The following is a 24,530-nucleotide window of genomic DNA, read 5'->3' on the forward strand; positions in this document are numbered from 1 at the left end:
ATGGCGCGCAACGCGAACGGACGCGTGACTGCTGCGGCGGACGCTGTCCGACCCGACGAGGGCGTCCTGCGGGGCGCCCTCGTCTGCATTGTGGGCTTGGCCCTGGTGCTGCTGGCCACCGCGGCCCGGGCCGAGTGCCGGCTGGCGGATCAGGATCCGCGCGGGCTTCAGGAGGTCGAGGTCGAGCGCGTCCAGGGCTTCGATAGTTTGCGGTTGACCGATGGGCGGACCGTTCAGGTGATTGGTCTGGCCCCGGCCGCGCCGCTGCCGGAGAGGGTCGCCCCGATGCGACCCCTGCATCTTCACGAGGGGCTGCGCGAGGCGCTGGCCGCACGGCTGCACGAGGTCGATCAGCGGCTGATCCTGCGCCCGGGCCGTCCCGCCCGGGACGCCGAAGGGCGCCTGCGCATGCATGCCTGGCTGCCCGGCGGGCCGTTGCTGGCGGCCGAATTGATTGCCGCCGGCGAAGCGATGCCGCGCCCCGGGCCGCAGCCGGCCGCCCTGGATACCTGCTTCTACGTGGCCGAGGCCGAAGCACGGGCAGGGGAGCGGGGTCTATGGTTGGAGCGCCCGGCGGCCCTGCCGGCCCGGATGCTGGACCCGCGTTCCGGCGCCCTGCGCCAGGGCCGGCTGCGGGTGCGGGGCGAGGTGGTGGCGGTGCGCGAGACGTCGCGTCACTGGGTGCTCGAGCTGGACGGGCCGCTGGACGTCCTGATTCGCGGGCGTGACCGCGATCACTGGCCCGATCTGCAGCCCGATACCTTGAACGGCGAGGCGGTGATTGTGCGCGGTCAGGTGTATCCTTGGAGAGACCGACTGCGGATGCGCATACGCCATCCGCTCGATCTAGAGGTACCGGAATAATGCGTGCTCTTTCCAAGTCCTGGCGGACCGCTCGCGGTCGTCTGACCTCTCTGTTCCTGACGGTTCTGGTCGCCGCCGGCCTGGCCGTGGCGATTCCCGGTTGTACCACCAATCCGGTGACGGGACGCTCGCAGCTGATGCTGGTCTCCGAGAATCAGGCGATCGATGCGTCGCGCAGCGCCTATGTCGAGATGCTGGCTCCGGCGCGCGAGGAGGGTCGCATCAATGCCGATCCTGCGCTGACCGCGCGGGTGCAGGGCATCACCGAAAAGGTGGTTGCGCAGGCGGTCAAATACCGTCCCGAGACCGCGGACTGGGACTGGGAGATCGCGGTGATCGAGGCCCCGGATACCGTCAACGCCTTCGCCATGGCGGGTGGCAAGATGGCGATTTACTCGGGCATCATCGAACAGCTGGAGCTGACCGATGACGAGCTCGCGCAGATCATCGGGCATGAGATTGCCCACGCGCTGTCGGCGCATACGGCGGAAAAGATGTCGGTCGCGCTGGCCAGCAATCTGGCCCTGACGGGGTACGCCCTCTCCGGCGACCGTTCGGATCTGGCCCTGACCGGAGCGGCGCTGGGGGCCGTGCTCGCCGTGCAGCTCCCGCATAGCCGGGGTATGGAGTCCGAGGCCGACCGCATCGGTATCGAGCTGGCGGCGCGGGCCGGTTACAACCCGGATGCCGCGGCCACTCTCTGGCGCAAGATGGCTGCGCAGGCCAATGGCGGTCAGCCGGAATTCCTGAGCACTCACCCGGCACCGGCTTCGCGCCAGCGCGAACTCACCCGTCTGGCCGATCAGTACCGCCCGGTGTATGACGAGGCCCGGCGCGGGTCCGTCCCCACCCACCCGGTCAACTGATTTCGTTTCCGGTGCGGGCCTACCGCACCGGGCCTGCACCTGTTTCTGAAGCAACCGTCCGACAAAAGGCCTCGCCACACCATGTCCAAGGATTTCAACCAGCGCGCGCTGGAGTACCACGAGCAGCAGCCGGCCGGGAAGCTGGCGATCCACATCACCAAGCCCACAGTCACCCAGGATGATCTGTCGCTGGCCTACTCGCCGGGCGTCGCTGCACCGGTGCGGGCAATCGCCAAGGACCCGGAGCTGGCCTATCGCTATACCGGCAAGGGCAACCTGGTCGCAGTGATTACCGATGGCACCGCGGTGCTGGGGCTGGGCAACGTGGGTGCGCTCGCGTCCAAACCGGTGATGGAGGGCAAGGGCGTACTGTTCAAGGCCTTCGCCAATATCGACGTCTTCGATATCGAGGTGGACGCCGCGCAGCCGGAGGACTTCATCAACACGGTCGCGCGCATTGCCGGCGGCTTTGGTGGCATCAATCTGGAAGATATTGCCGCGCCGCACTGCTTCGAGATCGAGCGCCGCCTGTCCGAACGCCTGGATATCCCGGTCTTTCATGACGATCAGCACGGCACCGCGATCATCACCGCGGCCGGCCTGGTCAACGCGCTGGAGATCCAGGGCAAGAAACTGAGCGAGGCAAAGATCGTCTGTGTCGGCGCCGGGGCTGCCGGGATCGCGTCCATGCAGCTGCTGGTCCGCCTGGGCGCGGCGAAGAAGAACCTGTTCATGGTGGATCGCAAGGGTGTGATCCACAGCCAGCGCGATGACCTGAACGAATACAAGCAGATCTTCGCGGTGGACACCGACGCGCGCAGCCTGGCCGATGCCTGTGCCGGTGCCGACGTGTTCATTGGGCTGTCCGGCCCGGACCTGCTGACTGCGGAGATGCTGCAGTCCATGGCGCCGAAGCCGATTGTCTTCGCCCTGTCCAACCCGGACCCGGAGATCCGTCCGGAGCTGGCGCACGCAACCCGCGACGACCTGATCATGGCCACCGGGCGCTCGGACTACCCGAACCAGGTGAACAACGTGCTCGGCTTCCCGTTCATCTTCCGCGGCGCGCTGGATGTGCGCGCCCGGACGATCAATGACGAGATGCTGGTGGCCGCGGTACACGCCCTGGCCGGACTGGCTCGCGAGCCCGTCCCGCAGGTGGTGCTGGATGCCTACGGGCTGGAGACGCTCGAATTCGGCCCGAACTACATCCTGCCGACCCCGTTCGATCCGCGTCTGATCGACACGGTGCCGCAGGCGATCAGTCAGGCCGCCCGCGACAGCGGGGTCGCCCGCCTGTAACGCAGTCCTGTAGGAGGAGCAGCGCATGCAGAAGATCGCCATTATCGGCGCCGGACGCGTCGGCGAATCCACCGCCCAGTTTCTGGCCCGCCGCGACATCGCCCGCGAGATCGCGCTGCTGGATGTACGCGAGGGCGCGGCGGCCGGCGCCGCCCTGGATATCCAGGAGACTGCGCCACTGCTGCGTTTCGATACCCGGCTGACCGGCAGCCACGAGGCGTCGGTGATCGCTGGAGCGGAGCTGGTGATCATCACCGCCGGGTTGCCGCGCAAGCCCGGCATGTCGCGCTCCGACGTGCTGGACAAGAACGTCGAAATCCTCGATGTGATCCTGCAGGACATCCTGGTTCATGCCCCGCAGAGCCGGATCCTGGTGGTCTCCAACCCGGTGGATGTGCTGACCTACCGCGCCTGGCAGAAGACCGGCTGGAGCCGCGACCGTATCTTCGGCCAGGCCGGGGTGCTGGATACCTCGCGCATGGCCGCCTTCATCGCGCTGGAGACCGGTCTGTCCACCCACGACATCCAGGCGTTGGTGCTGGGCGGCCACGGCGATGCCATGGTTCCGATGCTGCGCTATTCGTCCATCAACGGTGTGCCGCTGGATCACTTCATGGATCAGGCCACGCTGGACAACATCGTCGAGCGAACCCGGCACGGCGGTGCCGAGATCCTGGCCCTGAAGCAGACCTCCAGCGCCTACGGCGCCCCGGCGGCGGCCATCGCCGAGATGGTCGAGGCCATCGCGCTGGATCGGCGGCGGGTGCTGCCGACCGTGGCCCTGCTGGACGGCGAATACGGCGAACGCGACGTGGCCATGGGCGTGCCCTGCATCCTCGGTCAGGGCGGGATGGAGCGTGCCATCGAGCTGGAACTGAATGCCGAGGAGCGCGCCGCCTTCGACCGGTCCATCGCCGGGGTACGGAAGGACCTTGAACACCTCGCCTGACGCCGGCCCAGTGCCGGATGCGCGGTTGCCGGCCCTGACCCTGGTCGACAGCAGCATCTTTGTCTTTCGCGCCTGGTTCGCGCGTGGCCTGGACCCGGATCCGCAGGGCCGACCGGGCGGTGCGCTGCACGGCCTGGTGCACTCGCTCTGCCAGTGGTTGCCGGCCTGCGCGCCGGGTCCGGTGGCCTTTTGTTTCGACACCGGCCTGCGCCGTGGTTTTCGTCACCGTATTGACCCTGCCTACAAGGCCCATCGCCCGCCGGCCCCGCCGGAGCTGCGCGAGCAGTTCGCGCGCATCCGCGAACTGCTGGGCCGGCTGGGGTTTGCGACTCTGGCCGACGCGGAGTACGAGGCCGACGACCTGATCGCCAGCCTGGCCCGCGCCGGGCGCGTGGCCGGCTATCGCATCGATGTGAAGAGTGCCGACAAGGATCTGACCCAGGTCATCCTGGGCGGGCAGGATCGCCTGCACGACCCGGAACGCGGGGTCGACATGGATCGTCGCGCCATCGAAAAGCGCTTTCGCATCCGCCCCGAGCAAGTCGCGGACATGCTGGCCCTGGCCGGGGATGCCAGCGACAACATTCCCGGAATCGACGGGGTCGGACCGAAGACGGCCGCGCGTATCCTGCGCCGGTTGCACGACCTCGACACGGTCCTGGCCGACCCGCCGGCCGTCACCCGTTGCAACATCCGCCGCGCGCCCGCCGTAGCCGCGGCCATCGCCGGGCAGGCCGACCGGCTGCGCCGCTCGCGCCGGCTGACCGGCCTCGCCGACCGTATCCCGGATCTGCCGGCGCCCGGGGAATTGCAGCCGACGGGCCCCGATCCGGACGCGTCCGCCTGGCTGCACGACCTGGGTGTTGCCCCCGCCTACCACGCCCCGCTCCTGGCCGCCGCCGGCGCCTGGGGCCTGACGGATACGAGGCAGACGGCATGATCCGCCGCCTGCGCATCCTGGGCGGCTTGGTGCTGGCCGCGCTCGTGCTTCTGCCGGCCGGCGTACAGGCGCACCCGCATGCCTGGATCGACCTGCGGGTCAGCTTCGAGCGCGACGGCGAGGGGCAGATCACCCATATGCTCCATCACTGGCGCTTCGACCCGACCTACGGGCAGTACCTGTACGACGATGCCCAGGAGCACCAGTCCGGCGATACGCCGGAGGCGCGCCTGCAGGGGCTTGCCACCGAGATCCTCGACAATCTGGACGAGTACCGCTGGTACAGCCACCTGGAGGTGGCTGGAGAGGCGCTCGGGATCGCGGCCGCCACCGATCCCCGGATGGCCATGGACGCGGGGCTGCTGCACTTCCGCTTCCGGCTGGAGCTGGAGCAACCGGTCGATCCGACCGACGAGCCGCTGGCCTACCGGGTCTACGACCCGACGTATTTCATCGAGATCCTGCATCAGGATCCGCATGGCACGCGCATCCTCGATGCGTCCGGACTGGTGGATGCGACCTGTCAGGCCCGGCTCGAACGGCCGCGCCCGGATCCGGCCCTGGTGGCGCGCGCGCTGGCGCTGGACTATGGCGCCAGCGTGGATTACGACCTCGGCCGGCACTTTGCCGAACGCGTCACCCTGCGCTGCGACTGAGGCACTGGTTATGGCCCGGGTCGTATTGTTCCACAAGCCTTGGGGTGTCCTGCCCCAGTTCACCGATCCCGAGGGTCGTCCGACACTGGCCGACTACATCGCGATCCCCGGCGTCTATCCGGCCGGTCGTCTGGACCGTGACAGCGAGGGCCTGCTGGTCCTGACCGACGATGGGCGCCTGAACGCGCGTCTGACCCAGCCACAGCACAAGACCAGCAAGACCTACTGGGTTCAAGTCGAGGGCGAACCCGACGATGCCGCGTTGCATGCCCTGCGCGAGGGTGTCGAGTTGAAGGATGGCCTGACCCGCCCGGCGCAGGTGGAACGCATGGACCCGCCGGATATCCCGGAGCGCGACCCACCCGTGCGTTTTCGGCGCCATATCCCGACCCGCTGGCTGGCGCTCACCCTGCGCGAGGGGCGCAATCGCCAGGTTCGCCGAATGACCGCGGCGGTGGGTCACCCGACCCTGCGCCTGGTGCGCTACCGGGTCGCCTCCTGGAGCCTTGATGGCCTCGCACGGGGCGAGTTTCGCACCCTGGAGATGGGTTAGGGGGCTCTTGAAACCCCGGAATGCCGGAACTGCCGCCCGCGTCGCGCGAAACCGGAGGAACCTCATTGCAAGCGCCCCGGTGCAGGCCGATGATAGGAAACCATTGATACGAGGGCGGGACATGCTCCAATCCAGGAACGTAATCGCCGGGCTGGCCGGCCTGTTGCTGGTCCTGGCCGCGGCGCTGCCGGCAGCCGCTGGCGAAGAAGACCTTTATGTCTTCGAGCGCAGCCTGTACCTGCTCGCCGAGCGCGCCCTGAACCGCGGCGACATGACGGCCTACCGCGCCGCACGCAGCACCCTGACCGGCTACCCACTGACCCCTTACCTGGATTACCGCGATCTGGCGCGCAATCTCAATCGCGCCGACCCGGATGCCGTGCGCCGCTTTGTACGCGAGCATGACGACACCCCACTGGCGGCCCGGCTGCACGGGAGCTATCTGACGCATCTCGCGCGCGAAGAGCAGTGGGGGGCGTATCTCGAATTCCTCGATTCGGACCGTTCGCTGTCCGTCGAGCAGGACTGCAATCGCCGCCAGGCGCTGTTGGAGACGGGAGACCGCAATGCGGCCCTGGAGGACGTGGAGTCCATCTGGCTGCACGGGCAGTCGCGCCCTTCGGCCTGCGATCCGGCCCTGAAGGCCTGGCGCGATGCCGGGGGGCTGACCGGTGAACTCGCCTGGGATCGATTCGTGCTGGCCGTCGAGGCGGGACAGACGGGTCTGGCTCGTTACTTGCGCCGCTACCTTGACCGCGATGACCGCCCGTGGGCGGAGCGCTGGCTGGATCTGGCCAGCCAGCCCGCACGGGTTGTGGAGGCCGACTTCGACGCCGGCGCTCACCGCTCGGCGGAGGCGCTGATGGAGCGGGCCTTCACCCGCTGGATCCGCCAGGACCTGGATGCCGCCCTGGAAGGCTGGGAGAAGGACGGGCGTGATCTCGGCCTGTCTTCCGAATCGGCCGGGCGCGTGCAGCACGCCCTGGCTCTGCGCCTGGCGCTGCGCTATCGCCCCGAGGCGCTGGACTTCATGGCGGCCCTGGAGCCCGAGGTGTTCGACACCCAGTTGCGCCAGTGGCAGGTGCGCGCGGCTTTGTACGAGCGCGACTGGGAGGTGGTGATGGACGCGATCCGCGCCATGAATCGCGACGTGCGCGACGAGGCGGCGTGGCAGTACTGGTATGCCCGCGCCCTGGAGCAGATCGACTCGCTGGAGGCCGCACGCGGCTTCTACGAGCGCGCGGCCCGCGAACGCAACTTCTACGGCTTCCTGGCGGCCGACCGCCTGGGGCAGCCCTATCGCATCGGGCATCAGCCCCTGGTGCTGGACGACGGGCAGCGTGCCGCCATGCGCACGCACGCCGGCATGCAGCGCATGCGCGAACTGGTCCGCCTGGACCGTAACGCCGAGGCCCGCCGCGAATGGACGCACGCGGTGGCCGACATGGATACCGCAGAGCTGGAGGCGGCGGCGCGCACCTTCGCCGACTGGGGCTGGCACGACCGCGCGATCTTCACCGCGGCGCGCGCCCGCAACTGGGACGACATCGAGCTGCGTTTTCCGCTCGCCTTTGATGACCTGATCGTGGCCGGCGCCCGTGAACAGGGCATCGATCCGGCCTGGGCCATGGCGATCGCACGCCAGGAGAGTGCCTTCCTCTACGACGTCCGTTCCGGTGCCGGGGCGCTGGGTATCATGCAGGTCATGCCCGCGACGGGTCGGTCGATCGCCTCGGCGGCGGGTGTACGCGTGAACTCCGACTGGGACATCCTTGACCCGGCGACCAATGCCCGGCTTGGCACCTACTACCTGCGGCGCAATCTCGACCGTTTCGGAGGCCACAGTATGCTGTCCTCCGCGGCCTACAATGCCGGCGCCCACCGCGTGAGTTCCTGGCTGCCGGAGGACCGCACGATGGATCCGGATATCTGGGCCGAGCTGATCCCGTTCTCCGAGACCCGCGACTACATCCGCCGCGTGTTTGCCTACCGCATCCTGTACGCGGTCCGCCTGGGGCAGGAGCCGCCGTCGCTGGCCACCCTGCTGTATCCGGTCACGCCGCAGGATGGCCTCGCCGCGAGCCGCGAACGCCACCTGGCCACCCTGCCTGGCGAGGCGGGCATCACCCTCAGCCGTGCCTTCTGCGACGCCCCGGGCTACACCGAAAACGCCTGCTAGTCTGCCCACCGCGAAACGCACAAAGCCACGAAGAAGGCCAAGGGCGGTTTGCAACCGGAAGGCTTGAGGAGCAGCAGGCGGCCGATCGCCCGGAGGGCCGAGGCCTCTGCCGACCCCTGGCGCGACGGCCTGTCAGGAGCCGATTTGGTGACGGACATCCGCCACGGGCCCTCGCCAACGGCGACCGCAAAGGCTCCAGGCACGGGGCTCGCCCGTCGCCACGCCACAATGCTCCCGGCTTCCTCTGAACCGTGCTTGACCTGGACCTGGCCCTTCTTCGTGCCTTTGTGTGCTTCGTGGTGCAAACAAAGGCGGGTTAGCCGCGGAGGATGTCCTCGCGCATGCGACTGGCGATGCCGTCGGCCAATTGCTGCCATTCGGCCGCCAGTGGTGGCTCCAGGTGCTCCTCGGTGGTGGCCTTGAAGTGGCGCATCCAGACGGCCAGGTCGGCCTCGGTCAGATTCAGCGGTGCGTGCTTGCCGACCATGTCGATGGTCGGCGGTTCTTCCAGGCGCCCGCCCAGGTTCATGTACCAGAAATCGGCGATGCGCTTCACGTGATCCGGAAAATCCTGGATGCGCTCGAAGTGATGGCCGATCTGGGGGTCGGCCGACAGGCGGCGGTAAAAGTCGTCGATCACCGCGCGGATGCGCTCGGCGCCGATCTTGTCGCACAGGGGTTCGAGCTTGCGAAAGGCCATGGGGGTCTCCTGACGGATCCTGCGACAGCCGGTAACCTGCACACTGACATGGAACCCGGATGCCAAGGATGAACCAATTCGATTCAACGGGCCCCGATGCCGTGACGGCTGCGGTGGCCCAGTGTATTGCCGACCATACCGGAACGCCCTTCGAGCCAACAGGAAGCCAGGCCTGTTCCGGGGGCTCCATCAATCAGGCGCAGCGTTTCACCGGGAGCGACGGGCGGGCGTTCTTCGTCAAGCTGAGTGGGGGCGCCGGCGCTGCGATGTTCGCGGCCGAGGCGCGCGGCCTGGAAGAACTCGCGCGCTGCGAACGCCTGAAAATCCCCGCTGTCGTCGGCACCGGATCGGCGGGCGGAACGCACTTTCTGGTGCTGGAGAACCTGGCGCTGGGCGGCCCCCGCGACGGGGTGGCTCTGGGGCACGGGATTGCCGACATGCACCAGAAGACCCGTCCGCGCTTCGGGCTGGATCACGACAATTTCATTGGCAGTACGCCGCAATCGAATACCGAGCACGACGACTGGGCGGCGTTCTACCGTGATGAACGTCTGGGCTTCCAGCGCCGGCTGGCGCGGGAGCGTGGGGCGGCGGGATCGCTACTGGGGGCGCTGGAGGAACTGGAGTCCTCGCTGGGCGGCTTCTTTAGCGACTATCAGCCGGTACCCTCCCTGCTGCACGGCGACCTGTGGAGCGGCAACTGGGGGTTCCTGGCGGATGGCAGCGTGACGATCTTCGATCCGGCGGTGTACTACGGCGACCGCGAGGCGGATCTGGCGATGATGGAGCTGTTCGGTCACCCGGGCCAGGACTTCGTCGCCGCCTACGAGGAGATCCTGCCCATCGACCCCGGCTATGGCGTGCGGCGCACACTCTACAACCTCTACCACATCCTCAATCACGACCACCTGTTCGGCGGTGGCTACGGCCCCCAGGCCGAGCGCATGATCCGCCAGTTGCTGGCCGAACTGCGCTGATTGCCCCACCACCAACCGCTCTTGGGCGGCCCTTCCTTCGTGCGTTTCGTGGGGGCTCAGGGTTTCAACGCCCGAGTTCGCGCGAGCGTTCGGCGGCTGCGGTCATGGCGCGGCGCATCAGGTCGCGCAGGTCGCCGTCTTCCAGGACCTGCAGGGCGCGTTCGGTGGTGCCGCCCGGGGAGGTGACGCGATGGCGCAGCTCCGCGGCGCTCTCATCGCCCTCTGCGGCCAGACGGGTGGCCCCGGCCAGGGTACCGAGGGTCAGTTCCAGTGCGGTATCCGCCGGCAGCCCCAGTGACTTCGCGGCCTCCTGCATCGCCTCGATCATCAGGAACACGTAGGCCGGTCCGCTGCCGGAGGTGGCGGTCACGGCGTGCATCTGCTCTTCGTCCTCCACCCAGATCGCGCGGCCCACCGCCTCCAGCAGCCGGGTGGCCGTGGCGCGATCCTCGGGGCTTGCGGTGGGGGCGGCGTAGAGTCCGGTGACCCCGGCGCCGACCAGGGCCGGGGTGTTCGGCATCGCGCGGACCAGGCGCGTGGCGTCGCCCAGCCACCCGGCCAGCTGGGTGGTGGTGATGCCCGCGGCGACCGAGATCACCAGCGGCTGACCCTGCTGCACCGCATCGCGCAGCGTCGGGGCGAGCTCCGGCAGCGTCTGTGGCTTCACCGCAAGCACCAGGGTGGCGCTCTGGGCCGCCAGTTCGGTGGCGCTACCACTGGCGAGCCCCGGGTACCGCGCCTGCAGATCGCGTACGCGCTCGGCGCCCTTGTCGGCGATGGCGATGCGTTCGGCGGCATGGCCGGACTGGACCAGCCCCTGAAGCAGGGCCTCGCCCATGTTGCCGGCCCCGGCGAAGCCGACCTCGAAGCGGTGTTCCGTCATGTGGATTCCTTGGATTTGGGTTGGCGCGGGCCGAACAGGGCGGTGCCGATGCGCACGATGGTTGCCCCCTCGAGAATGGCGGCCTCGAGATCGCCCGACATCCCCATGGACAGTGTATCCAGCGAATGGCCCCCTGCGTTCAGGGTATCGCGCAGGGCGCGCAGGCGCGCGAAGGGTTCCCGCTGTAGCGGGATGTTGTCGGCGGTGGCCGGAATGGCCATCAGTCCGCGCAATGCGAGGCCGGGCAGGTCCTGCACTGCGGCGGCCAGGGCGGCGACCTCCCCGGGTGCGACGCCGGCCTTTTGCGGTTCCTCGCTGATGTTGACCTGCAGGCATACCTGCAGCGGCGGCATGCCCTCCGGACGCTGATCCGACAGGCGCCGGGCGATCCGCTCGCGGTCGACGGTATGCACCCAGGCGGCGCGTTCGGCCACCGCGCGGGTCTTGTTGCCTTGCAGCGCGCCGATGAAGTGCCACTCGAGGCCGAGCGGCGCGGGTGCGGCCTCCAGGGTGTCGTGCTTGTCCACCAGCTCCGGGGCGTAATTCTCGCCGAAGGCGGACTGTCCCAGTGCATGCAGGGCACGGATCTCGTCCGCACCGCGGGTCTTGCTGACGGCCAATAGACGGACCGAATCCGGGTCGCGTCCGGCCTCGCGGCAGGCGGCCTCGATACGGGCTCGAACGGTGCTCAGGGCATGGTCTGGTGTGGTCATTTCCCTATGATATAGTCCGGAAGAACACAAGGTCACCGCGGATTTTCGCGCGGGCCTTCATAAGCGACAGGGGGTGGTGGTCGTGGCTGCCACCAGGGCGTTGGCGCGGGTCGGCGTTACGCCCGACAACAGGGGGATGCATGGATATCACGCAGTTGCTGGCCTTTTCGGTCAAGAACGGGGCCTCGGACCTGCACATCTCCGCGGGCATGCCGCCGATGGTGCGTATCGACGGCGACATGCGCCGGGTGAACGTGCCGGTCATGGACCACAAGGAGGTCCAGGGCCTGATCTACGACATCATGAACGACCGCCAGCGCAAGGACTACGAAGAGTTCCTGGAGACAGACTTTTCGTTCGAAATCTCGGGGCTGGCGCGTTTTCGTGTCAACGCCTTTAACCAGGATCGAGGCGCAGCGGCGGTCTTCCGTACCATCCCCTCCAAGGTCCTGACGCTGGAAGAGCTGGGTGCCCCGCGCATCTTCGAGGAGATCTCGGACTACCCGCGCGGTATCGTGCTGGTGACCGGCCCGACCGGTTCGGGCAAGTCCACCACGCTGGCGGGCATGGTCAACCACCGTAACGAAAACGACTACGGGCATATTCTCACCATTGAGGACCCGATCGAGTTCGTGCACGAATCGAAGAAGTCCCTGATCAACCAGCGCGAGGTACACCGCGACACCCACGGCTTCAGCGAGGCCCTGCGCTCGGCCCTGCGCGAGGACCCGGACACCATCCTGGTCGGCGAACTGCGTGATCTCGAGACCATTCGCCTGGCCCTGACCGCGGCCGAAACCGGCCACCTGGTGTTCGGCACCCTGCACACCAGTTCGGCGGCCAAGACGATCGACCGCATCGTCGACGTGTTCCCGGCGGCCGAGAAGGATATGGTGCGGGCCATGCTGTCGGAGTCGCTGCGTGCAGTCATCGCGCAGACCCTGATGAAGAAGATTGGCGGCGGGCGCGTCGCGGCGCACGAGATCATGCTCGGCACGCCGGCGATCCGGAACCTCATCCGCGAAAACAAGATCGCGCAGATGTACTCGACCATCCAGACCAGTTCCGGCTCCGGCATGCAGACGCTGGACCAGTGCCTGAAGGACATGCTCGCGCAGGGCGTGATCAGCCGCGAGGACGCCCGCCGCAAGGCCAGCAACCCGGATTCCATCTGACCACCACGCCGCCGATGCGCTTGACCGTCGGACCGGGTACCAAGGGAGAACGCCATGGATCGTGACAAGGCGATCAAGTACATGCACGACCTGCTACGGGCCCTGGTGGACCGGGACGGGTCGGATCTATTCATCACGGTGGGCATGCCGCCGGCGGCGAAGATCGACGGCCGCGTGGTGCGGATGACCGAACAGAACCTGACGGCCTCGCATACCCAGGCGCTGGTTCGCTCGATGATGAACGACAAGCAGTCGGCCGAGTTCGAGCGCCACCAGGAGTGCAACTTCGCGATTGGCTTGCAGGGCGTGTCGCGTTTTCGCGTAAACGTCTTCACCCAGCGTGGCAGCCCGGGCATGGTGCTGCGAACCATCAATTCCGTGATCCCGAAGTTCGAGGACATCCAGATGCCGCCGCAGCTGGAGAAGATTACCCAGGAGCGTCGTGGCCTGGTGATCTTTGTCGGCGGCACCGGCTCGGGCAAGTCGACCTCGCTGGCGGCCATGATCGGCTATCGCAACCGCACGACAGCCGACCACATCGTCACCATCGAGGACCCCATCGAGTTCGTTCACGAGCACGCGATGAGCATCATCACTCAGCGTGAAGTCGGGGTGGACACCGAGAGCTACGAGATCGCGCTGAAGAACACCTTGCGCCAGGCGCCGGACGTGATCCTGATCGGCGAGATCCGCGACCGTGAGACCATGGACTACGGCGTTGCCTTCGCGGAGACCGGGCATCTGTGCCTGTCCACGCTGCACGCGAACAGCACCAACCAGGCACTGGACCGCATCATCAACTTCTTCCCCGAGGACCGGCGCGAACAGCTGCTGATGGACCTGTCGCTGAACCTGAAGGCCGTGATTTCGCAACGCCTGGTACGCAAGGAAGGCGGCGAGGGCCGGGTGCCGGCGGTGGAGATCCTGATCAACACCCCGCTGATGGCCGACCTGATCCTGAAGGGCCAGGTGCACGAGATCAAGGAGCTCATGTCCCGGTCCCGCGAGCAGGGCATGCAGACCTTCGACCAGGCCCTGTTCGACCTCTACGAGCATCGCCACATCAGTTATGACGAGGCCCTGCGCAACGCCGACTCGGTGAACGACCTGCGCCTGCGCATCAAGCTCGACAGCCAGCGAGCCCAGGACGACGGAGCCCCCGCCGTAACGGATGAGGGCGAAGGCCTGTCCGTGGACGAGCGCGCCGAGGACTTCAACCTGCGCTAGTCGTTAGGGAAACAGAAAACATGAGCCAGTTGCAGATCGAGCCCTACCTGAAGTTGATGGCCCAGAAGGCCGCCTCGGACCTGTTTTTTCTGACCGGCGCGCCGGCCAGTATCAAGGTCGACGGCGCGCTGCAGCCGATCTCGCGCAAGGCGCTGGCGCCCGGTCAGGCCGAGAGCATTGCGCGGGAGCTGATGAGCGAACATCAGGCGGAGACCTTCGACCGCGAGACGGCCGTCAACTTCGGCCTGTCGCGCGAGGGCCTGGGGCGCTTTCGCGTGAATGTCTATCGCCAGCGCGGCGAGGTCGCGATGGTCATCCGCTTCATCCGGGTCGCCATCCCGACCATCGAGCAGCTCGGGCTGCCCGAGGTGCTCAAGCAGTTTGTGGCCTACAACGACGGGCTGATCCTGATTGTCGGGGCCACCGGCACCGGGAAGTCGACCACCCTGGCGTCGATGATCGATCACCGCAACACGAACCAGAGCGGGCATATCCTGACGGTCGAGGATCCGATCGAGTTTCTGTTCAGCCACAAGCGCTCCATCGTCGGCCAGCGCGAGGTGGGCATCGATACCCCCAGCTTCGATCACGCCCTGCAGGAGGGCATGCGCGAGGCCCCGGACGTGATTATGGTCGGCGAGGTCCGCTCGCGCGAGACCATGCGCGCGGCCCTGACCTATGCCGATACTGGGCACCTGGTGCTGACGACCCTGCACGCGACCAATGCCACCCAGGCCCTGGATCGAGTGATCAACCTGTTCCCCGAGGATACCCGCCCGCAGATCCTGTCGGACCTGTCGCTGAACCTGCGTGCGATCGTCGCCCAGCGCCTGCTGCAGACCAAGGACGGGCGACGGGTTGCCGCGCTGGAGATCCTGGTCAACACGCCTTACATCTCCGAGCTGATCCGCGACGAGAAGATCAGCGAGATCAAGGAGATCATGGCCAAGGGGCGCTCCGTGGGCATGCAGACCTTCGATCAGGCGATCGTCAAGCTGTTCAAGACCGGCGACGTCATGCTGGACGAGGCCCTGAACAAGGCGGATTCGCGCGCCGATCTCGAGTGGCGCCTGAACTTCGGGGGCGGGGTGGCCTCCGCCGACGAGACCGAGGAAGAGCTGAAGCTCCCCGGCCGGTAGGAGTCGGCTTGCCGGCGAATGGTTCGCTTAGGTCCGTTCCGGCTCCGGGAATACATCGGCGGCCGCGAACACCGGACCGTCCACGCAGACCCGTTTCATCGCCACCCCATTCGGAGTGCGCACCGGTACCGTGCAGCCGGCACAGCCGCCTACCGCGCAGGCCATGAACTCCTCCAGCGAAACCTGGCAGGGGAGATCGAACTCCGCGGCCAGTTCGGCACAGGCGGCGAGCATCGGATGGGGGCCGCAGGCGAAGATTTCCACTTGGGCGCGCTCCTCCGGTGCGAGTCCGGCGAGCCAGGCGCGCCCCAGGTCCGTGACGAAACCGTCATAGGCGCCCGGCAGCCCGGCCTTGGAGGTCAGGCGGCAGGCGACCCCCCAGTCTTCCAGCAGCGGCAGGGTCGCGATTGCCCCGTCCGGCAGGCCCGACCAGAGGATCTCCGACGGGCGGGCATGAAAGGGAAACGGCACCTCGGAGCCCAGCACCGCATGGGTCTTTCCCGCCTCGCCCTGAAGATGCAGGCGGTGGGCGAGGAAGATCATCGGCGGGATGCCGACCCCGCCCCCCAGCAGCAGGCGCCTCGGACGTTCCGGATTCAGGCGAAACGGCTGGCCAATCGGGCCCAGCACGCTGAGGGTATCGCCCTTAGCCTGCTGCGACAGGGCGCGCGTGCCGTCACCGACCACCTTGTAGAGGAACTCCACCCAGCCGGCCTCGCGGTCCACGCGCTGGATCGACAGCGGGCGGCGCATCAGCAGGCGCGGGGCGCATTGCAGATGGGCAAACTGCCCGGGCTGTGCCGCACGGGCGCACTCGGGCGCAAGGACACGGAGGATCCACTGGTCCGCACCGGCGTCATGGTGGTCCAGGATGCGGCCTTCCTCCTGGAAGATCGTGCCCCGGTGGTTCCGGTCGGCAGTTTGGGTCGTACTCATGCGGTATCCTCGACGGGGCGGGTCCAGACCGGGCGCCCGGCGATCCAGGTCTCGCGGACCTGTCCCGCGAAGGTCCAGTTGAAGAAGGGCGTATTGTGGCCTGCGCTCAGCCAGTCTTTGCGGCGGACCTCGTGCATCGCGGCCGGGTCCCACAGCACGAAGTCCGCGCGCGCGCCGGCGGTCAGGCGTCCCTGGGCAAAGCCGAGGATATCCGCCGGCCCGGTGGTGACCCGGGCCAGTGCGTCGTGCAGGCTCAGCAGTCCGTCCTCGACCAGGCGCAGCGTCAGCGGCAGCAGGGTCTCCAGCGCCGAGATGCCGGGCTCGGTACTGGCGAATGGGCCCAGCTTGCTGTCCGGTTCATGTGGCTGGTGGTCGGAGCAGATCGCGCTGATGTCGCCGCGCGCGACGGCCGCGCGCAGGCCGTCGCGGTCGCGCTGGCCACGCAGTGGCGGGATCACGTGGCAGTTCGGGTCGTATTCCGCGACGTCGACCTCGGTCAGGAACAGCTGGTGGGCGGCCACGTCTGCGCTCACCGGCAGACCGTCGGCACGCGCCTTGGCGATCATCTCCGCGCCGCGGCGGGTTGATAACCGGGCCACGTGGACCCGCGCCCCGGTCTGCTCGACCAGCGCCAGGATGGCGCCCAGCGCCGCGGTCTCGGCGGCCTCGGGGATGCCGGCCAGCCCCAGCCGGGTGGAGACCGCGCCCTCGTGCATGCAACCGGAGCCGGTGAGGGCCGAGTCCTGCGCCGAGAGCACGATGGTCAGCCCGAAGGTGGTGGCGTATTCCAGTGCGCGGCGCAGCACGAGCAGGCTGGCCAGCGGCTTGTTCGCGTTGCTGACCCCGCGCGCGCCGGCGTTCATCAGGGCGGCCATCTCGGCGAGCTGCTGGCCCTCCAGTTGATGGGTGAGCGCCCCGAGCACGTAGACCCGAACGCCGCAGGCCTGGCGGGCGCGACGATTGATCAGCTCGACCTCGGCGGGCGAGTCGATCGGCGGTTCGGTATCCGGCGGGACGACCAGACTGGTAATCCCGCCACTGGCCGCCGCAAGGGTCTCGCTGGCGACGGTGGCCTTGTGCTCCTGGCCCGGTTCGCGCAGGCGTGCCGCCAAGTCGATCAGGCCGGGGATCAGCCACAGCCCGCTGCCGTCGATGCGCCGGCGCGGCTCGAAGCCGTCCGGGATCTGGCCGCGGGCGAGGATCTCGCTGCCTTGCACGCATAGCGCGCCGACCGCGTCGAAGCCGTCCACCGGGTCGAGGATGCGGGCGTTCTCGATCAGCACGCTCATGCCTGATGAGCCCCCATGACCATGGACATCACCGCCATGCGCACCGAGATCCCGTAGGTCACCTGTTCGAGGATCACCGAGTGCGGTCCGTCGGCCACGGCGGATTCGATCTCCACCCCGCGGTTGGCGGGGCCGGGGTGCATGACCAGGCAGGTCGGGTGCGCCAGTTGCAGCCGCCGCGAGGTCAGGCCGAACAGCTGGTAGTACTCGTGTTCGGAGGGCAGGTGGGCGTGTTCCATGCGCTCGCGCTGCAGGCGCAGCATGATGATCACGTCGACGTCTTTCAGGCCGGCGTCGAGGTCGTTGTAGACGTGTACGCCCAGCTGGTCGACATCCGCCGGCAGCAGCGAGCAGGGGGCGACCACGCGGACCTCGCCGGTCTGCAGGATGTTCAGCGCGTGGATCTGCGAGCGCGCAACCCGCGAATGCAGGATGTCGCCGACGATGGCCACCTTCAGCTTGGTGAAGTCGCCCTTGTGGCGACGGATGGTGAACATGTCCAGGAGCGCCTGGGTTGGGTGCGCGTGGCGGCCGTCGCCAGCGTTCAGCACGCTGATCCCCGGGGCTACGTGGCGAGCGATGAAATGGGCGGCCCCGCTCTCCTCGTGGCGCACGACGAACATGTCGACATTCATCGCCTCGATGTTGCGCAGGGTGTCCAGCAGGCTTTCGCCCTTCACCGCCGAAGAGGTGTTGATGTTCACGTTCAACACGTCGGCGGACAGGCGCTTGGCGGCCAGCTCGAAGGTGGTACGGGTGCGGGTGCTGGCCTCGAAGAACAGGTTGACGATGGTCTTGCCGCGCAGCAGCGGGACCTTCTTCACCGCCTTCTCGTTCATGTTGGCGAACGATTCGGCGGTGTCCAGGATCTCGGTCAGGAGCTCCCGGTTCAGCCCTTCGATGGTCAGCATGTGGCGCAGCTGGCCGTCATCGGTCAGCTGCAGGCGGTTGGGCAGCGGGCCCGGTTCGGGCAGCCGCGCGCCGGGGTGGGCGATCTGGGTCTCGGTCATCCGTTGTGCATCCGGCGGGTCAGGCCTTGAGGTCCTCGGGATCGATCGTCACCCGTTCCAGGCGCAGTGGCTCGGGGCCGCGCAGCTTGATCTGTTCGGTCTTGCCGAGCTCCATGTGGGCGCCAACGATCGCCGCCGCGATCGGCAGTTCGCGCCCGTCGCGCTCGACCAGCACCGCGAGGGTCACCGAGGCCGGGCGGCCATAGTCGAACAGCTCGTTCAGCGCCGCGCGGATGGTGCGGCCGGAGTACAGGACGTCATCCACCAGTAGCACGTGTTCCCCGTCGAGATCTTCCGGCAGTTCCGACGGGCGCACCTGCGGGTGCATGCCGATGCGCGAGAAGTCGTCGCGGTAGAAGCTGATGTCCAGCTTGCCCAGTGGGCGCTCTACCCCCAGGCGTTCGCGCAGGTGCTCCGCGATCCAGACCCCGCCGGAATGGATGCCGACCACGATGGGTGCGGCGATCCCGTGGGTCTTCAGGTAGTGGCGGGCCTGCTCGGCCATGTCGTCGAGCAGGGTCGGGACGTCCGGTGTCGTCATGATGCATTCTCCAGAAACCAGCCTTCGAGGATGACCGCAGCGGCGTGGGCGTCCAGCCCCGGGTCATGGCGTCCCGGCCGGCGTCGCTCGCGGGCCAGATGAGATGTCAGGTGCTCGTCGCACCAGTATACCGGTTGCCCGTAGCGCTCTTCGAGCGTGCGGGCAAAGGCGCGGATACGTCGGGCCAGCGGTGTGGGCTTGCCATCGGCCTGGGTTGGCCATCCGACCACGAACCCTTCCGGCGCCCATTCCGCGACCAGGGTGTCAATCGCGGGCCACAGATCGGGGGCATCGCTGGTGAGCGTGCGCAGGCCGCGGGCCGAGCCCATGATCTCCTCGCCCACCGCGACCCCGATGCGGCGCCGCCCGTAGTCGAAGGCCAGCAGTCCCACCGTCAGGCGTGGCCGGAGGCCGGGCTGATCAGGTTGACGTCGATGCCGATGAGTTCGGCGGCGGCGCGCCAGCGCTCGGCGCTGGGGCGATCAAACAGGATGTCGGCGTCGGCGCGGGCGGTGAGCCAGGCGTTCTCGGCCAGTTCGCTTTCCAGCTGGCCGGGGCCCCAGCCGGCGTGGCCGAGCGCGATCAGGACCCTGCGGGGCCCCTGGCCCGCGTTGATCGCCTCGAGGATATCGCGCGAGGTGGTCAGCACGATGGAGTCGGTGATGGGCTGGCTGCCACGCCAGGTCTGCTCCGCGGAGTGCAGCACAAAACCGTGTTCCGGCTGCACCGGACCGCCGCGGAAGACCGGCATGTCCGGCAGATCCTCGCCGGGTTCCAGTTCCACGTGCTCCAGCAGCTCGCGCAGGGAGAACTCGGTGGGCTGATTGATGACCAGGCCCAGCGCACCTTGTTCGTCGTGATCGCAGATATAGGTGACCGCATGGCTGAAATAGCCATCGTTCAGGCTCGGCATGGCGATCAGGAAGTGATCGCGCAGGCAGTCGGGCTCGTGACGGGCGGGCGTCGGCTTCATGCCACCAGTATCGATGCTGACTCTGCAGGTCGCAAGGAAGGCCGGGTCGGTTTTCCGGTCCCGTGTGCGCCGCCGTTAATTCGTGTCTCCCTAGCGGATCTGTTCCATCTGGTCGCGGCGGAAGGCCCAGGTGCGGGTGATCACCAGTTCGTCGTATTCCTCGCGCATCGCCTCGGTGAACGGCGCGTACGGGGCCGCCAGCTCCACGATGCGGATGGCGGCCTGGTCCAGTACCGGCTCGCCGGAGCTGCGGGCGACCTCGATGTTGACCAGTTCGCCCTCCGGATCCAGGCGGACCGATAGGACCAGGGTCCCCGACAGGCCGCGGCGCCGCGCCTCGTCCGGATAGTTCAGGTTGCCCAGGCGTTGCACCTTGTTGATCCAGGCCTGCAGGTAGGCGGCCTCGGGCGCGCTGCGCGCGGCCAGACTGTCGAGGTAGCGCGTGCGGCTGGCGCGAGTGGAGAAGGTCCGGCGCTCCTCGGCCGGCGCGGCGCGGGCACTCTCCAGGCCGCGATTCATCAGCGTCGCGGCAGAGGGTCGGTCCTCGGCATCGGGAGACTCCAGCGGCTCGGGGTCGGCGACCTCGGGGGGCGCTGCACGCTCGTCCGGCGTCTCGGCGGTGACCTGCTCCGGTTCCGGTTCGGGTTCCGGGAGCGCCGGGTCCATTACCAGCGGGCCGGCCTCCGGCAGTGGCGCGTCGAGGCCCTCCGGCTCGGGGTCGCCGACGCCGGCATCCTCCGCATCCGGGGCCTGTGCCTCGCGGATCTCTTCGCCCTCGCCGCTTGCGGCCTGATCGCGGGTGGCCATGTGCTCGATCTCGTCGTCCAGCGCCGGGGGCGGGGCGTCGGGGTCGGTCACCCAGGTGATGTCCAGGGGCTCGCGGGCGGGGGCCTCGATCGGATCGACCGCGAAGCCGATCCCGAGGATGACCAGGGCATGCGCGATCACCGCGAGGAAGATCATGGTCCCCAGGTGGTCCTGTACGCGGGGCGGTTCCGGCGGCGGCCTGCCGGCCGGTTTTCCGGCGAGGGCGTCCGGGGAGGCGTGCGCCGTCATGCCCCCTCCGGCCCACGGCGGACGCACACGGCCCCGGGGCCCGCGGAGCGGGCCGGGCTGGCGTCAATGATTGGGGGCGGAGTTGCGGACATGGCGCTGGATTCGCGGGTCGGCGAGTACGTGGGCGGTCAGTATACCGGTCAGGCCGCCGGTGATCAGGGCGGCGAGCAACAGTGGCGGAAGCACCAGCGGCAGGTGGGGGTGCGGGATGATGATTGCCCAGGCGAGCAGGAACTGCCCGGTGATGTGGGCCATCGCGGCGGCGATGGCCAGGCCCACCGGCCCGACATGCCGGGGGGCGAAGGGGCGCAGGGCGGCCAGCAGGGCGAGGCTCGCCAGGGCGCCGGCCAGCGACAGCCAGAACGCCGGGCTCAGCAGGGTCCCCAGCAGCAGGCTGCTGCCGACCACCCGGATCAGGGTGACCGCGACGGCCGCGCGCCAGCCGAGGACCAGCAGGGTGATCAGGGTGACGATGTTGGCCAGCCCCGGCTTGATGCCCGGGACCGGGCTGGGGATGGCGGCCTCGAGGATCTGGATCCCGATGGCAATGGCGGCCAGCGCAGCGATCGCCCGGTCGCGGGTGTCGGTCCCGGCCTGCGGATCGCCGGTCATCGTGGGCACATCAGTAATGCAGGCTGTCGAAGCCGGGTTCCGTGCCGAGGACCTGCAGGGTCAGCCGGTTGGGCAGGCTCACGGCGATCTCGCCGTGGGCCTGCAGCCAGCCGCTGGCCTCGCAGATGTTCTGGCGCCCGGGGGAGTCGGCGCAGCGGGCCCGGCCCGGTTCGATCTCGATCTGGGTGATCCCGGCCGGACCGTGGATCTCGAGGACCCGGGCCCGGTCCAGTGGCTCGTGCTGCGGGGTGGCCCCGGCCTGGCTGATGACCAGTACCCGGGCCTCTCCCGAAGGGCTGTAGGCGAAAACGAAGGCCGCGACGACGACCCCCGCAGCCAGAGCCCCGATCAGGGTATCGCCCCAGCGCAGCAGCCTGTGGTTCACGGCAGTTCGCGTACCACGAACGGCTCCCGGTCGGGGCCGGGTTGCATGCGCTCGGCGAGCGCCGGCGTGGCCTCGATGCGGTCGTCCAGTACCACCAGGGCCTGCTCGATGCCCATCTTGCGGGCGTACTCCGGCCACGCGTCGGGCCCGGCGATCATCAGCGTGGTGGCGGCGGCGTCGGCCAGCGCCGGGTCGTGGTGGAGCACCGTGGCGCTGTCGATTCCCTGGCTTGGCCGGCCGCTGCGCGGGTCGATGACGTGGTGGATGCGCTCGCCTTCCCACTCGTAGCCGCGCTCATAGTCGCCGGAGGTGAACAGGGCCTCGCCGGCGTCCAGTTCAATGCTGCCAAGCACGCCGCCATGTGGATGACGGATGCCGACCCGCCAGGGCCGTTCGCTGGGGCGGCCCAGGGTCATCAGGTCGCCGCCGGCGTTGAAGATCGCGGCCTGTACCCCCTGTTCGGCGAGCAGCTCCAGTATGCGCTCCACCGCCAGGCCCTTGGCCAGGCCGCCGAAGTCGAGCTGCAGGTCCGGATGCGTCCCGCGCAGGCGTACGCCGTTGCGTTCGATGTCCTGCATGCGGGGCGGGTCGTCCAGCAGCTCGGCCAGGGTGGCCTCGTCCGGGGGTGGGCCGTCGGGTTCGTCCTGATGGAAGCCCCAGGCGGCGACCAGCTTGCCCAGGGCAGGGTTGAACAGGCCCTCGCTCAGGGTCTCCATCTCGCGGCCGCGTTCGATCAGCGGCAGCACCGAGGGCGGGGCGCTGAACTCGCCCTGCAGGGCGAGTAGTTCGTTGGTGCGCCCCAGTGAGCCAGATTCCCATGCATGCCAGGAGGTATGCAGGATCTCCAGTTCCTCCTGAACCGCGGTTCCGATCGCCTCCACGTCGTATTCGCCGGCCGGGTAGAGGCTGAGGTCCACCAACGTGCCGAAGGCGTAGAAGCCAAGCTGTTCCGTATCCGGTTCCTCGCGGCCGCAGGCGGCCAGGAGGGTGGCCGCGAGCAGCAGGGGCAGGGTTCGAGTCAATACGGAGCGCATGCCGCTCATCCTTCGGTCGGGCGAGTGAGGTAGTCGATGTACTGGCCGGCCAGATCGTGGCCGCCTGCCGCGTCCAGTTCGCGGACACCGGTGGGACTGGTGACGTTGATCTCGGTCAGGGAGTCCCCGATCACGTCGATACCGACGAAATCCAGCCCACGGGCCTTGAGTTCCGGGGCGATTTCGCGGCAGATCCAGCGATCGCGTTCGGTCAGGGGCACGGCCTCGCCCCGGCCGCCGGCGGCCAGGTTGGCGCGGCTTTCGCCCGCGGCCGGGATGCGGGCGAGGGCGTGGTCGTAGGGCTCGCCGCCGATCAGGATGATGCGCTTGTCCCCGGCGGTGAACTCCGGCAGGAAGCGCTGCGCGACCACGCTGCGCTGGTCGAACTCGGTGATGGTCTCGAGGATCACCGAGGTGTTCGGGTCGCCCTCGCGGACACGGAATATCGAGGCCCCGCCCATACCGTCCAGCGGCTTGACCACGATGTCTCCCTGCGCCTCGAGGAAGGCGCGGATCCGGCCCCGGTCACGGGTAATCAAGGTGGGCGGGCAGCACTGGGGGAAGTGGACGGTAAAGGCCTTCTCGTTGACATCGCGCAGGGCCTGCGGGCGGTTCGATACCCGTACGCCGTCGCGCTCGGCGAGCTCAAGGGCGTAGGTCGCGTAGATGTACTCCAGATCGAACGGCGGGTCCTTGCGCATCAGCAGCAGGTCGAAGCGCGCCGCCGGACCCGTCACGGGCTCGCCCAGGGTGAAGAAGTTCTCGCGCCGGTCGTGCACCTCGATCGGGCGGCTCCGGGCCGCCGCCCGGCCCTCTTCGATCCACAGGTCGGCCGGCTCCAGGTAGTGGAGGCGATGGCCGCGGGCCTGTGCTGCCAGCATCATGGCGAAGGTGGTGTCCTTCCATGGTTTGATACCCGCGATCGGGTCCATCAGGATGGCGATGTTCTGGGCCACGTTGCCTCGCACGAACGGGATGTTCCGGGGAGTATGCCATGCCCGCCGGGGCTGTCGGTGACCCCGCAAGCTGGATCAGCGCCGCGCGCGTTGCGGCCCCCGGTATGCAATATCATTGTGTGCTGTTTGTCACAGAGCCCCGGTTCCGCTAGATTCGGGGCGAAATGACCTCAGGGGGAAAAGGTGTCTAACGCGCTTGCCGAAGCGGACTCGGCCATCGAGTTTCAGGGGCTCAAGGTCATGGTGATCGATGACAGCAAGACCATTCGGCGTACCGCCGAATCCTTGCTGCAGAAGCACGGGGCCGAAGTCATTACCGCCGTGGACGGCTTCGAGGCGCTGTCCAAGGTCGCGCAGTCGCGCCCGGACATTATCTTCATCGACGTCATGATGCCGCGCCTGGATGGCTACCAGACCTGCGCACTGATCAAGAACAACAGGGAATTCCGTGCCACGCCGATCATCATGCTGTCGAGCAAGGACAGCGTGTTCGACAAGGCGAAGGGGCGCGTTGTGGGGTCGGAGGACTACCTCACCAAGCCGTTTACCCGGGATGACCTCCTGGGCGCCATGCGCCGATACGCCAGTCCTGCGGCGTGATGCACAGCGTCGCCA

The 24,530-nt window shown here is 68.2% G+C and carries 27 protein-coding genes; 13 read left to right on the forward strand and 14 right to left on the reverse strand.

The window, feature by feature from the left end; translation table 11 throughout:
* The 8 genes from D575_RS0106460 (at position 1) to D575_RS0106495 (ending at position 8,309) form a co-directional block, all read left to right on the forward strand.
* A complete protein-coding gene (locus tag D575_RS0106460; RefSeq protein WP_018145102.1) occupies positions 1 to 864 on the forward strand; it encodes a thermonuclease family protein in 864 nt (287 codons plus the stop codon).
* Positions 864 to 1,730 carry a M48 family metallopeptidase gene (locus tag D575_RS0106465; RefSeq protein ID WP_018145103.1) on the forward strand — a complete coding sequence of 289 codons (867 nt, stop codon included), beginning with the start codon at positions 864 to 866 and terminating at the stop codon, positions 1,728 to 1,730. The genes D575_RS0106460 and D575_RS0106465 overlap by 1 nt, the downstream gene beginning before the upstream one ends.
* 81 nt (positions 1,731 to 1,811) lie before the next feature.
* A complete protein-coding gene (locus tag D575_RS0106470; RefSeq protein WP_018145104.1) occupies positions 1,812 to 3,032 on the forward strand; it encodes a malic enzyme-like NAD(P)-binding protein in 1,221 nt (406 codons plus the stop codon).
* 25 nt (positions 3,033 to 3,057) lie between these two features.
* A complete protein-coding gene (gene mdh / locus D575_RS0106475) occupies positions 3,058 to 3,981 on the forward strand; it encodes a malate dehydrogenase (RefSeq protein WP_018145105.1) in 924 nt (307 codons plus the stop codon).
* On the forward strand, positions 3,965 to 4,921 hold the full coding sequence (locus D575_RS0106480; RefSeq protein WP_196799817.1) for a 5'-3' exonuclease H3TH domain-containing protein: 957 nt from the start codon (positions 3,965 to 3,967) through the stop codon (positions 4,919 to 4,921). Before mdh ends, D575_RS0106480 begins: the two co-directional genes overlap by 17 nt.
* Positions 4,918 to 5,577, forward strand: a complete 660-nt coding sequence (locus D575_RS0106485) for a DUF1007 family protein (protein WP_018145107.1) — start codon at positions 4,918 to 4,920, stop codon at positions 5,575 to 5,577. The genes D575_RS0106480 and D575_RS0106485 overlap by 4 nt, the downstream gene beginning before the upstream one ends.
* 10 nt (positions 5,578 to 5,587) lie before the next feature.
* Positions 5,588 to 6,130: a pseudouridine synthase gene (locus D575_RS0106490; RefSeq protein ID WP_018145108.1), complete on the forward strand. Its 543-nt coding sequence runs from the start codon at positions 5,588 to 5,590 to the stop codon at positions 6,128 to 6,130.
* Positions 6,131 to 6,251: 121 nt separating this feature from the next.
* A complete protein-coding gene (locus D575_RS0106495) occupies positions 6,252 to 8,309 on the forward strand; it encodes a transglycosylase SLT domain-containing protein (protein WP_018145109.1) in 2,058 nt (685 codons plus the stop codon).
* Between the two features lie 316 nt (positions 8,310 to 8,625).
* On the opposite strand, the gene D575_RS0106505 is transcribed toward D575_RS0106495, so the two are convergent.
* The gene (locus tag D575_RS0106505; RefSeq protein ID WP_018145110.1) at positions 8,626 to 9,009 is read right to left on the reverse strand and encodes a group III truncated hemoglobin; all 384 of its coding nucleotides are present in this window, start codon (positions 9,007 to 9,009) and stop codon (positions 8,626 to 8,628) included.
* 68 nt (positions 9,010 to 9,077) lie between these two features.
* On the opposite strand from D575_RS0106505, the gene D575_RS0106510 reads away from it, so the two are divergent.
* Positions 9,078 to 9,986 (forward strand): fructosamine kinase family protein, encoded by a 909-nt coding sequence (locus tag D575_RS0106510; protein WP_018145111.1) that lies wholly within the window; start codon positions 9,078 to 9,080, stop codon positions 9,984 to 9,986.
* Positions 9,987 to 10,050: 64 nt separating this feature from the next.
* Here D575_RS0106510 and proC read toward each other — a convergent pair whose 3' ends face one another.
* Together proC and D575_RS0106520 are read right to left on the reverse strand one after the other, a co-directional pair.
* Entirely contained in the window at positions 10,051 to 10,869 is an 819-nt protein-coding gene (proC, locus tag D575_RS0106515; RefSeq protein WP_018145112.1) for a pyrroline-5-carboxylate reductase, read from the reverse strand.
* Complete coding sequence (locus tag D575_RS0106520; RefSeq protein WP_018145113.1) at positions 10,866 to 11,582, reverse strand: YggS family pyridoxal phosphate-dependent enzyme; 717 nt, start codon at positions 11,580 to 11,582, stop codon at positions 10,866 to 10,868. The genes proC and D575_RS0106520 overlap by 4 nt, the downstream gene beginning before the upstream one ends.
* A gap of 140 nt (positions 11,583 to 11,722) precedes the next feature.
* On the opposite strand from D575_RS0106520, the gene D575_RS0106525 reads away from it, so the two are divergent.
* Genes D575_RS0106525 through D575_RS0106535 form a run of 3 tightly spaced genes read left to right on the forward strand, consistent with a single transcriptional unit; the run spans position 11,723 to position 15,123 of the window.
* Complete coding sequence (locus D575_RS0106525; protein WP_018145114.1) at positions 11,723 to 12,757, forward strand: type IV pilus twitching motility protein PilT; 1,035 nt, start codon at positions 11,723 to 11,725, stop codon at positions 12,755 to 12,757.
* 54 nt (positions 12,758 to 12,811) lie between these two features.
* Positions 12,812 to 13,984, forward strand: a complete 1,173-nt coding sequence (locus tag D575_RS0106530) for a PilT/PilU family type 4a pilus ATPase (protein ID WP_018145115.1) — start codon at positions 12,812 to 12,814, stop codon at positions 13,982 to 13,984.
* A gap of 20 nt (positions 13,985 to 14,004) precedes the next feature.
* The gene (locus tag D575_RS0106535; protein ID WP_018145116.1) at positions 14,005 to 15,123 is read left to right on the forward strand and encodes a PilT/PilU family type 4a pilus ATPase; all 1,119 of its coding nucleotides are present in this window, start codon (positions 14,005 to 14,007) and stop codon (positions 15,121 to 15,123) included.
* A 27-nt stretch (positions 15,124 to 15,150) separates the two neighbouring features.
* Here D575_RS0106535 and D575_RS0106540 read toward each other — a convergent pair whose 3' ends face one another.
* The 11 genes from D575_RS0106540 to gshB all read right to left on the reverse strand — a co-directional run bounded on the left by D575_RS0106540 (position 15,151) and on the right by gshB (position 23,915).
* A complete protein-coding gene (locus D575_RS0106540) occupies positions 15,151 to 16,059 on the reverse strand; it encodes a dihydroorotate dehydrogenase electron transfer subunit (RefSeq protein WP_018145117.1) in 909 nt (302 codons plus the stop codon).
* Positions 16,056 to 17,348: a dihydroorotase gene (locus D575_RS0106545; RefSeq protein WP_018145118.1), complete on the reverse strand. Its 1,293-nt coding sequence runs from the start codon at positions 17,346 to 17,348 to the stop codon at positions 16,056 to 16,058. Before D575_RS0106545 ends, D575_RS0106540 begins: the two co-directional genes overlap by 4 nt.
* Positions 17,345 to 18,358, reverse strand: coding sequence for an aspartate carbamoyltransferase catalytic subunit (locus D575_RS0106550; RefSeq protein ID WP_018145119.1), 1,014 nt, complete (start codon positions 18,356 to 18,358; stop codon positions 17,345 to 17,347). The genes D575_RS0106545 and D575_RS0106550 overlap by 4 nt, the downstream gene beginning before the upstream one ends.
* 19 nt (positions 18,359 to 18,377) lie before the next feature.
* A complete protein-coding gene (gene pyrR / locus D575_RS0106555; RefSeq protein ID WP_018145120.1) occupies positions 18,378 to 18,899 on the reverse strand; it encodes a bifunctional pyr operon transcriptional regulator/uracil phosphoribosyltransferase PyrR in 522 nt (173 codons plus the stop codon).
* Complete coding sequence (ruvX, locus tag D575_RS0106560; RefSeq protein ID WP_018145121.1) at positions 18,896 to 19,291, reverse strand: Holliday junction resolvase RuvX; 396 nt, start codon at positions 19,289 to 19,291, stop codon at positions 18,896 to 18,898. The genes pyrR and ruvX overlap by 4 nt, the downstream gene beginning before the upstream one ends.
* A 2-nt stretch (positions 19,292 to 19,293) precedes the next feature.
* A complete protein-coding gene (locus tag D575_RS0106565; protein ID WP_018145122.1) occupies positions 19,294 to 19,872 on the reverse strand; it encodes a YqgE/AlgH family protein in 579 nt (192 codons plus the stop codon).
* A gap of 90 nt (positions 19,873 to 19,962) precedes the next feature.
* Positions 19,963 to 20,835: a TonB family protein gene (locus D575_RS0106570; protein WP_369772570.1), complete on the reverse strand. Its 873-nt coding sequence runs from the start codon at positions 20,833 to 20,835 to the stop codon at positions 19,963 to 19,965.
* A 156-nt stretch (positions 20,836 to 20,991) separates the two neighbouring features.
* On the reverse strand, positions 20,992 to 21,540 hold the full coding sequence (locus D575_RS0106575) for a Gx transporter family protein (RefSeq protein WP_018145124.1): 549 nt from the start codon (positions 21,538 to 21,540) through the stop codon (positions 20,992 to 20,994).
* Between the two features lie 10 nt (positions 21,541 to 21,550).
* Positions 21,551 to 21,925 (reverse strand): NusG domain II-containing protein, encoded by a 375-nt coding sequence (locus tag D575_RS0106580; protein WP_018145125.1) that lies wholly within the window; start codon positions 21,923 to 21,925, stop codon positions 21,551 to 21,553.
* A complete protein-coding gene (locus D575_RS0106585; RefSeq protein WP_018145126.1) occupies positions 21,922 to 22,959 on the reverse strand; it encodes an FAD:protein FMN transferase in 1,038 nt (345 codons plus the stop codon). The genes D575_RS0106580 and D575_RS0106585 overlap by 4 nt, the downstream gene beginning before the upstream one ends.
* Before the next feature lie 5 nt (positions 22,960 to 22,964).
* On the reverse strand, positions 22,965 to 23,915 hold the full coding sequence (gshB, locus tag D575_RS0106590; protein ID WP_038032125.1) for a glutathione synthase: 951 nt from the start codon (positions 23,913 to 23,915) through the stop codon (positions 22,965 to 22,967).
* A 183-nt stretch (positions 23,916 to 24,098) separates the two neighbouring features.
* On the opposite strand from gshB, the gene pilG reads away from it, so the two are divergent.
* Positions 24,099 to 24,515, forward strand: a complete 417-nt coding sequence (pilG, locus tag D575_RS0106595; RefSeq protein ID WP_018145128.1) for a twitching motility response regulator PilG — start codon at positions 24,099 to 24,101, stop codon at positions 24,513 to 24,515.
* Positions 24,516 to 24,530: the final 15 nt, after the last annotated feature.

This window comes from Thioalkalivibrio sp. AKL6 (assembly GCF_000376905.1).
Taxonomy (GTDB): domain Bacteria; phylum Pseudomonadota; class Gammaproteobacteria; order Ectothiorhodospirales; family Ectothiorhodospiraceae; genus Thioalkalivibrio; species Thioalkalivibrio versutus.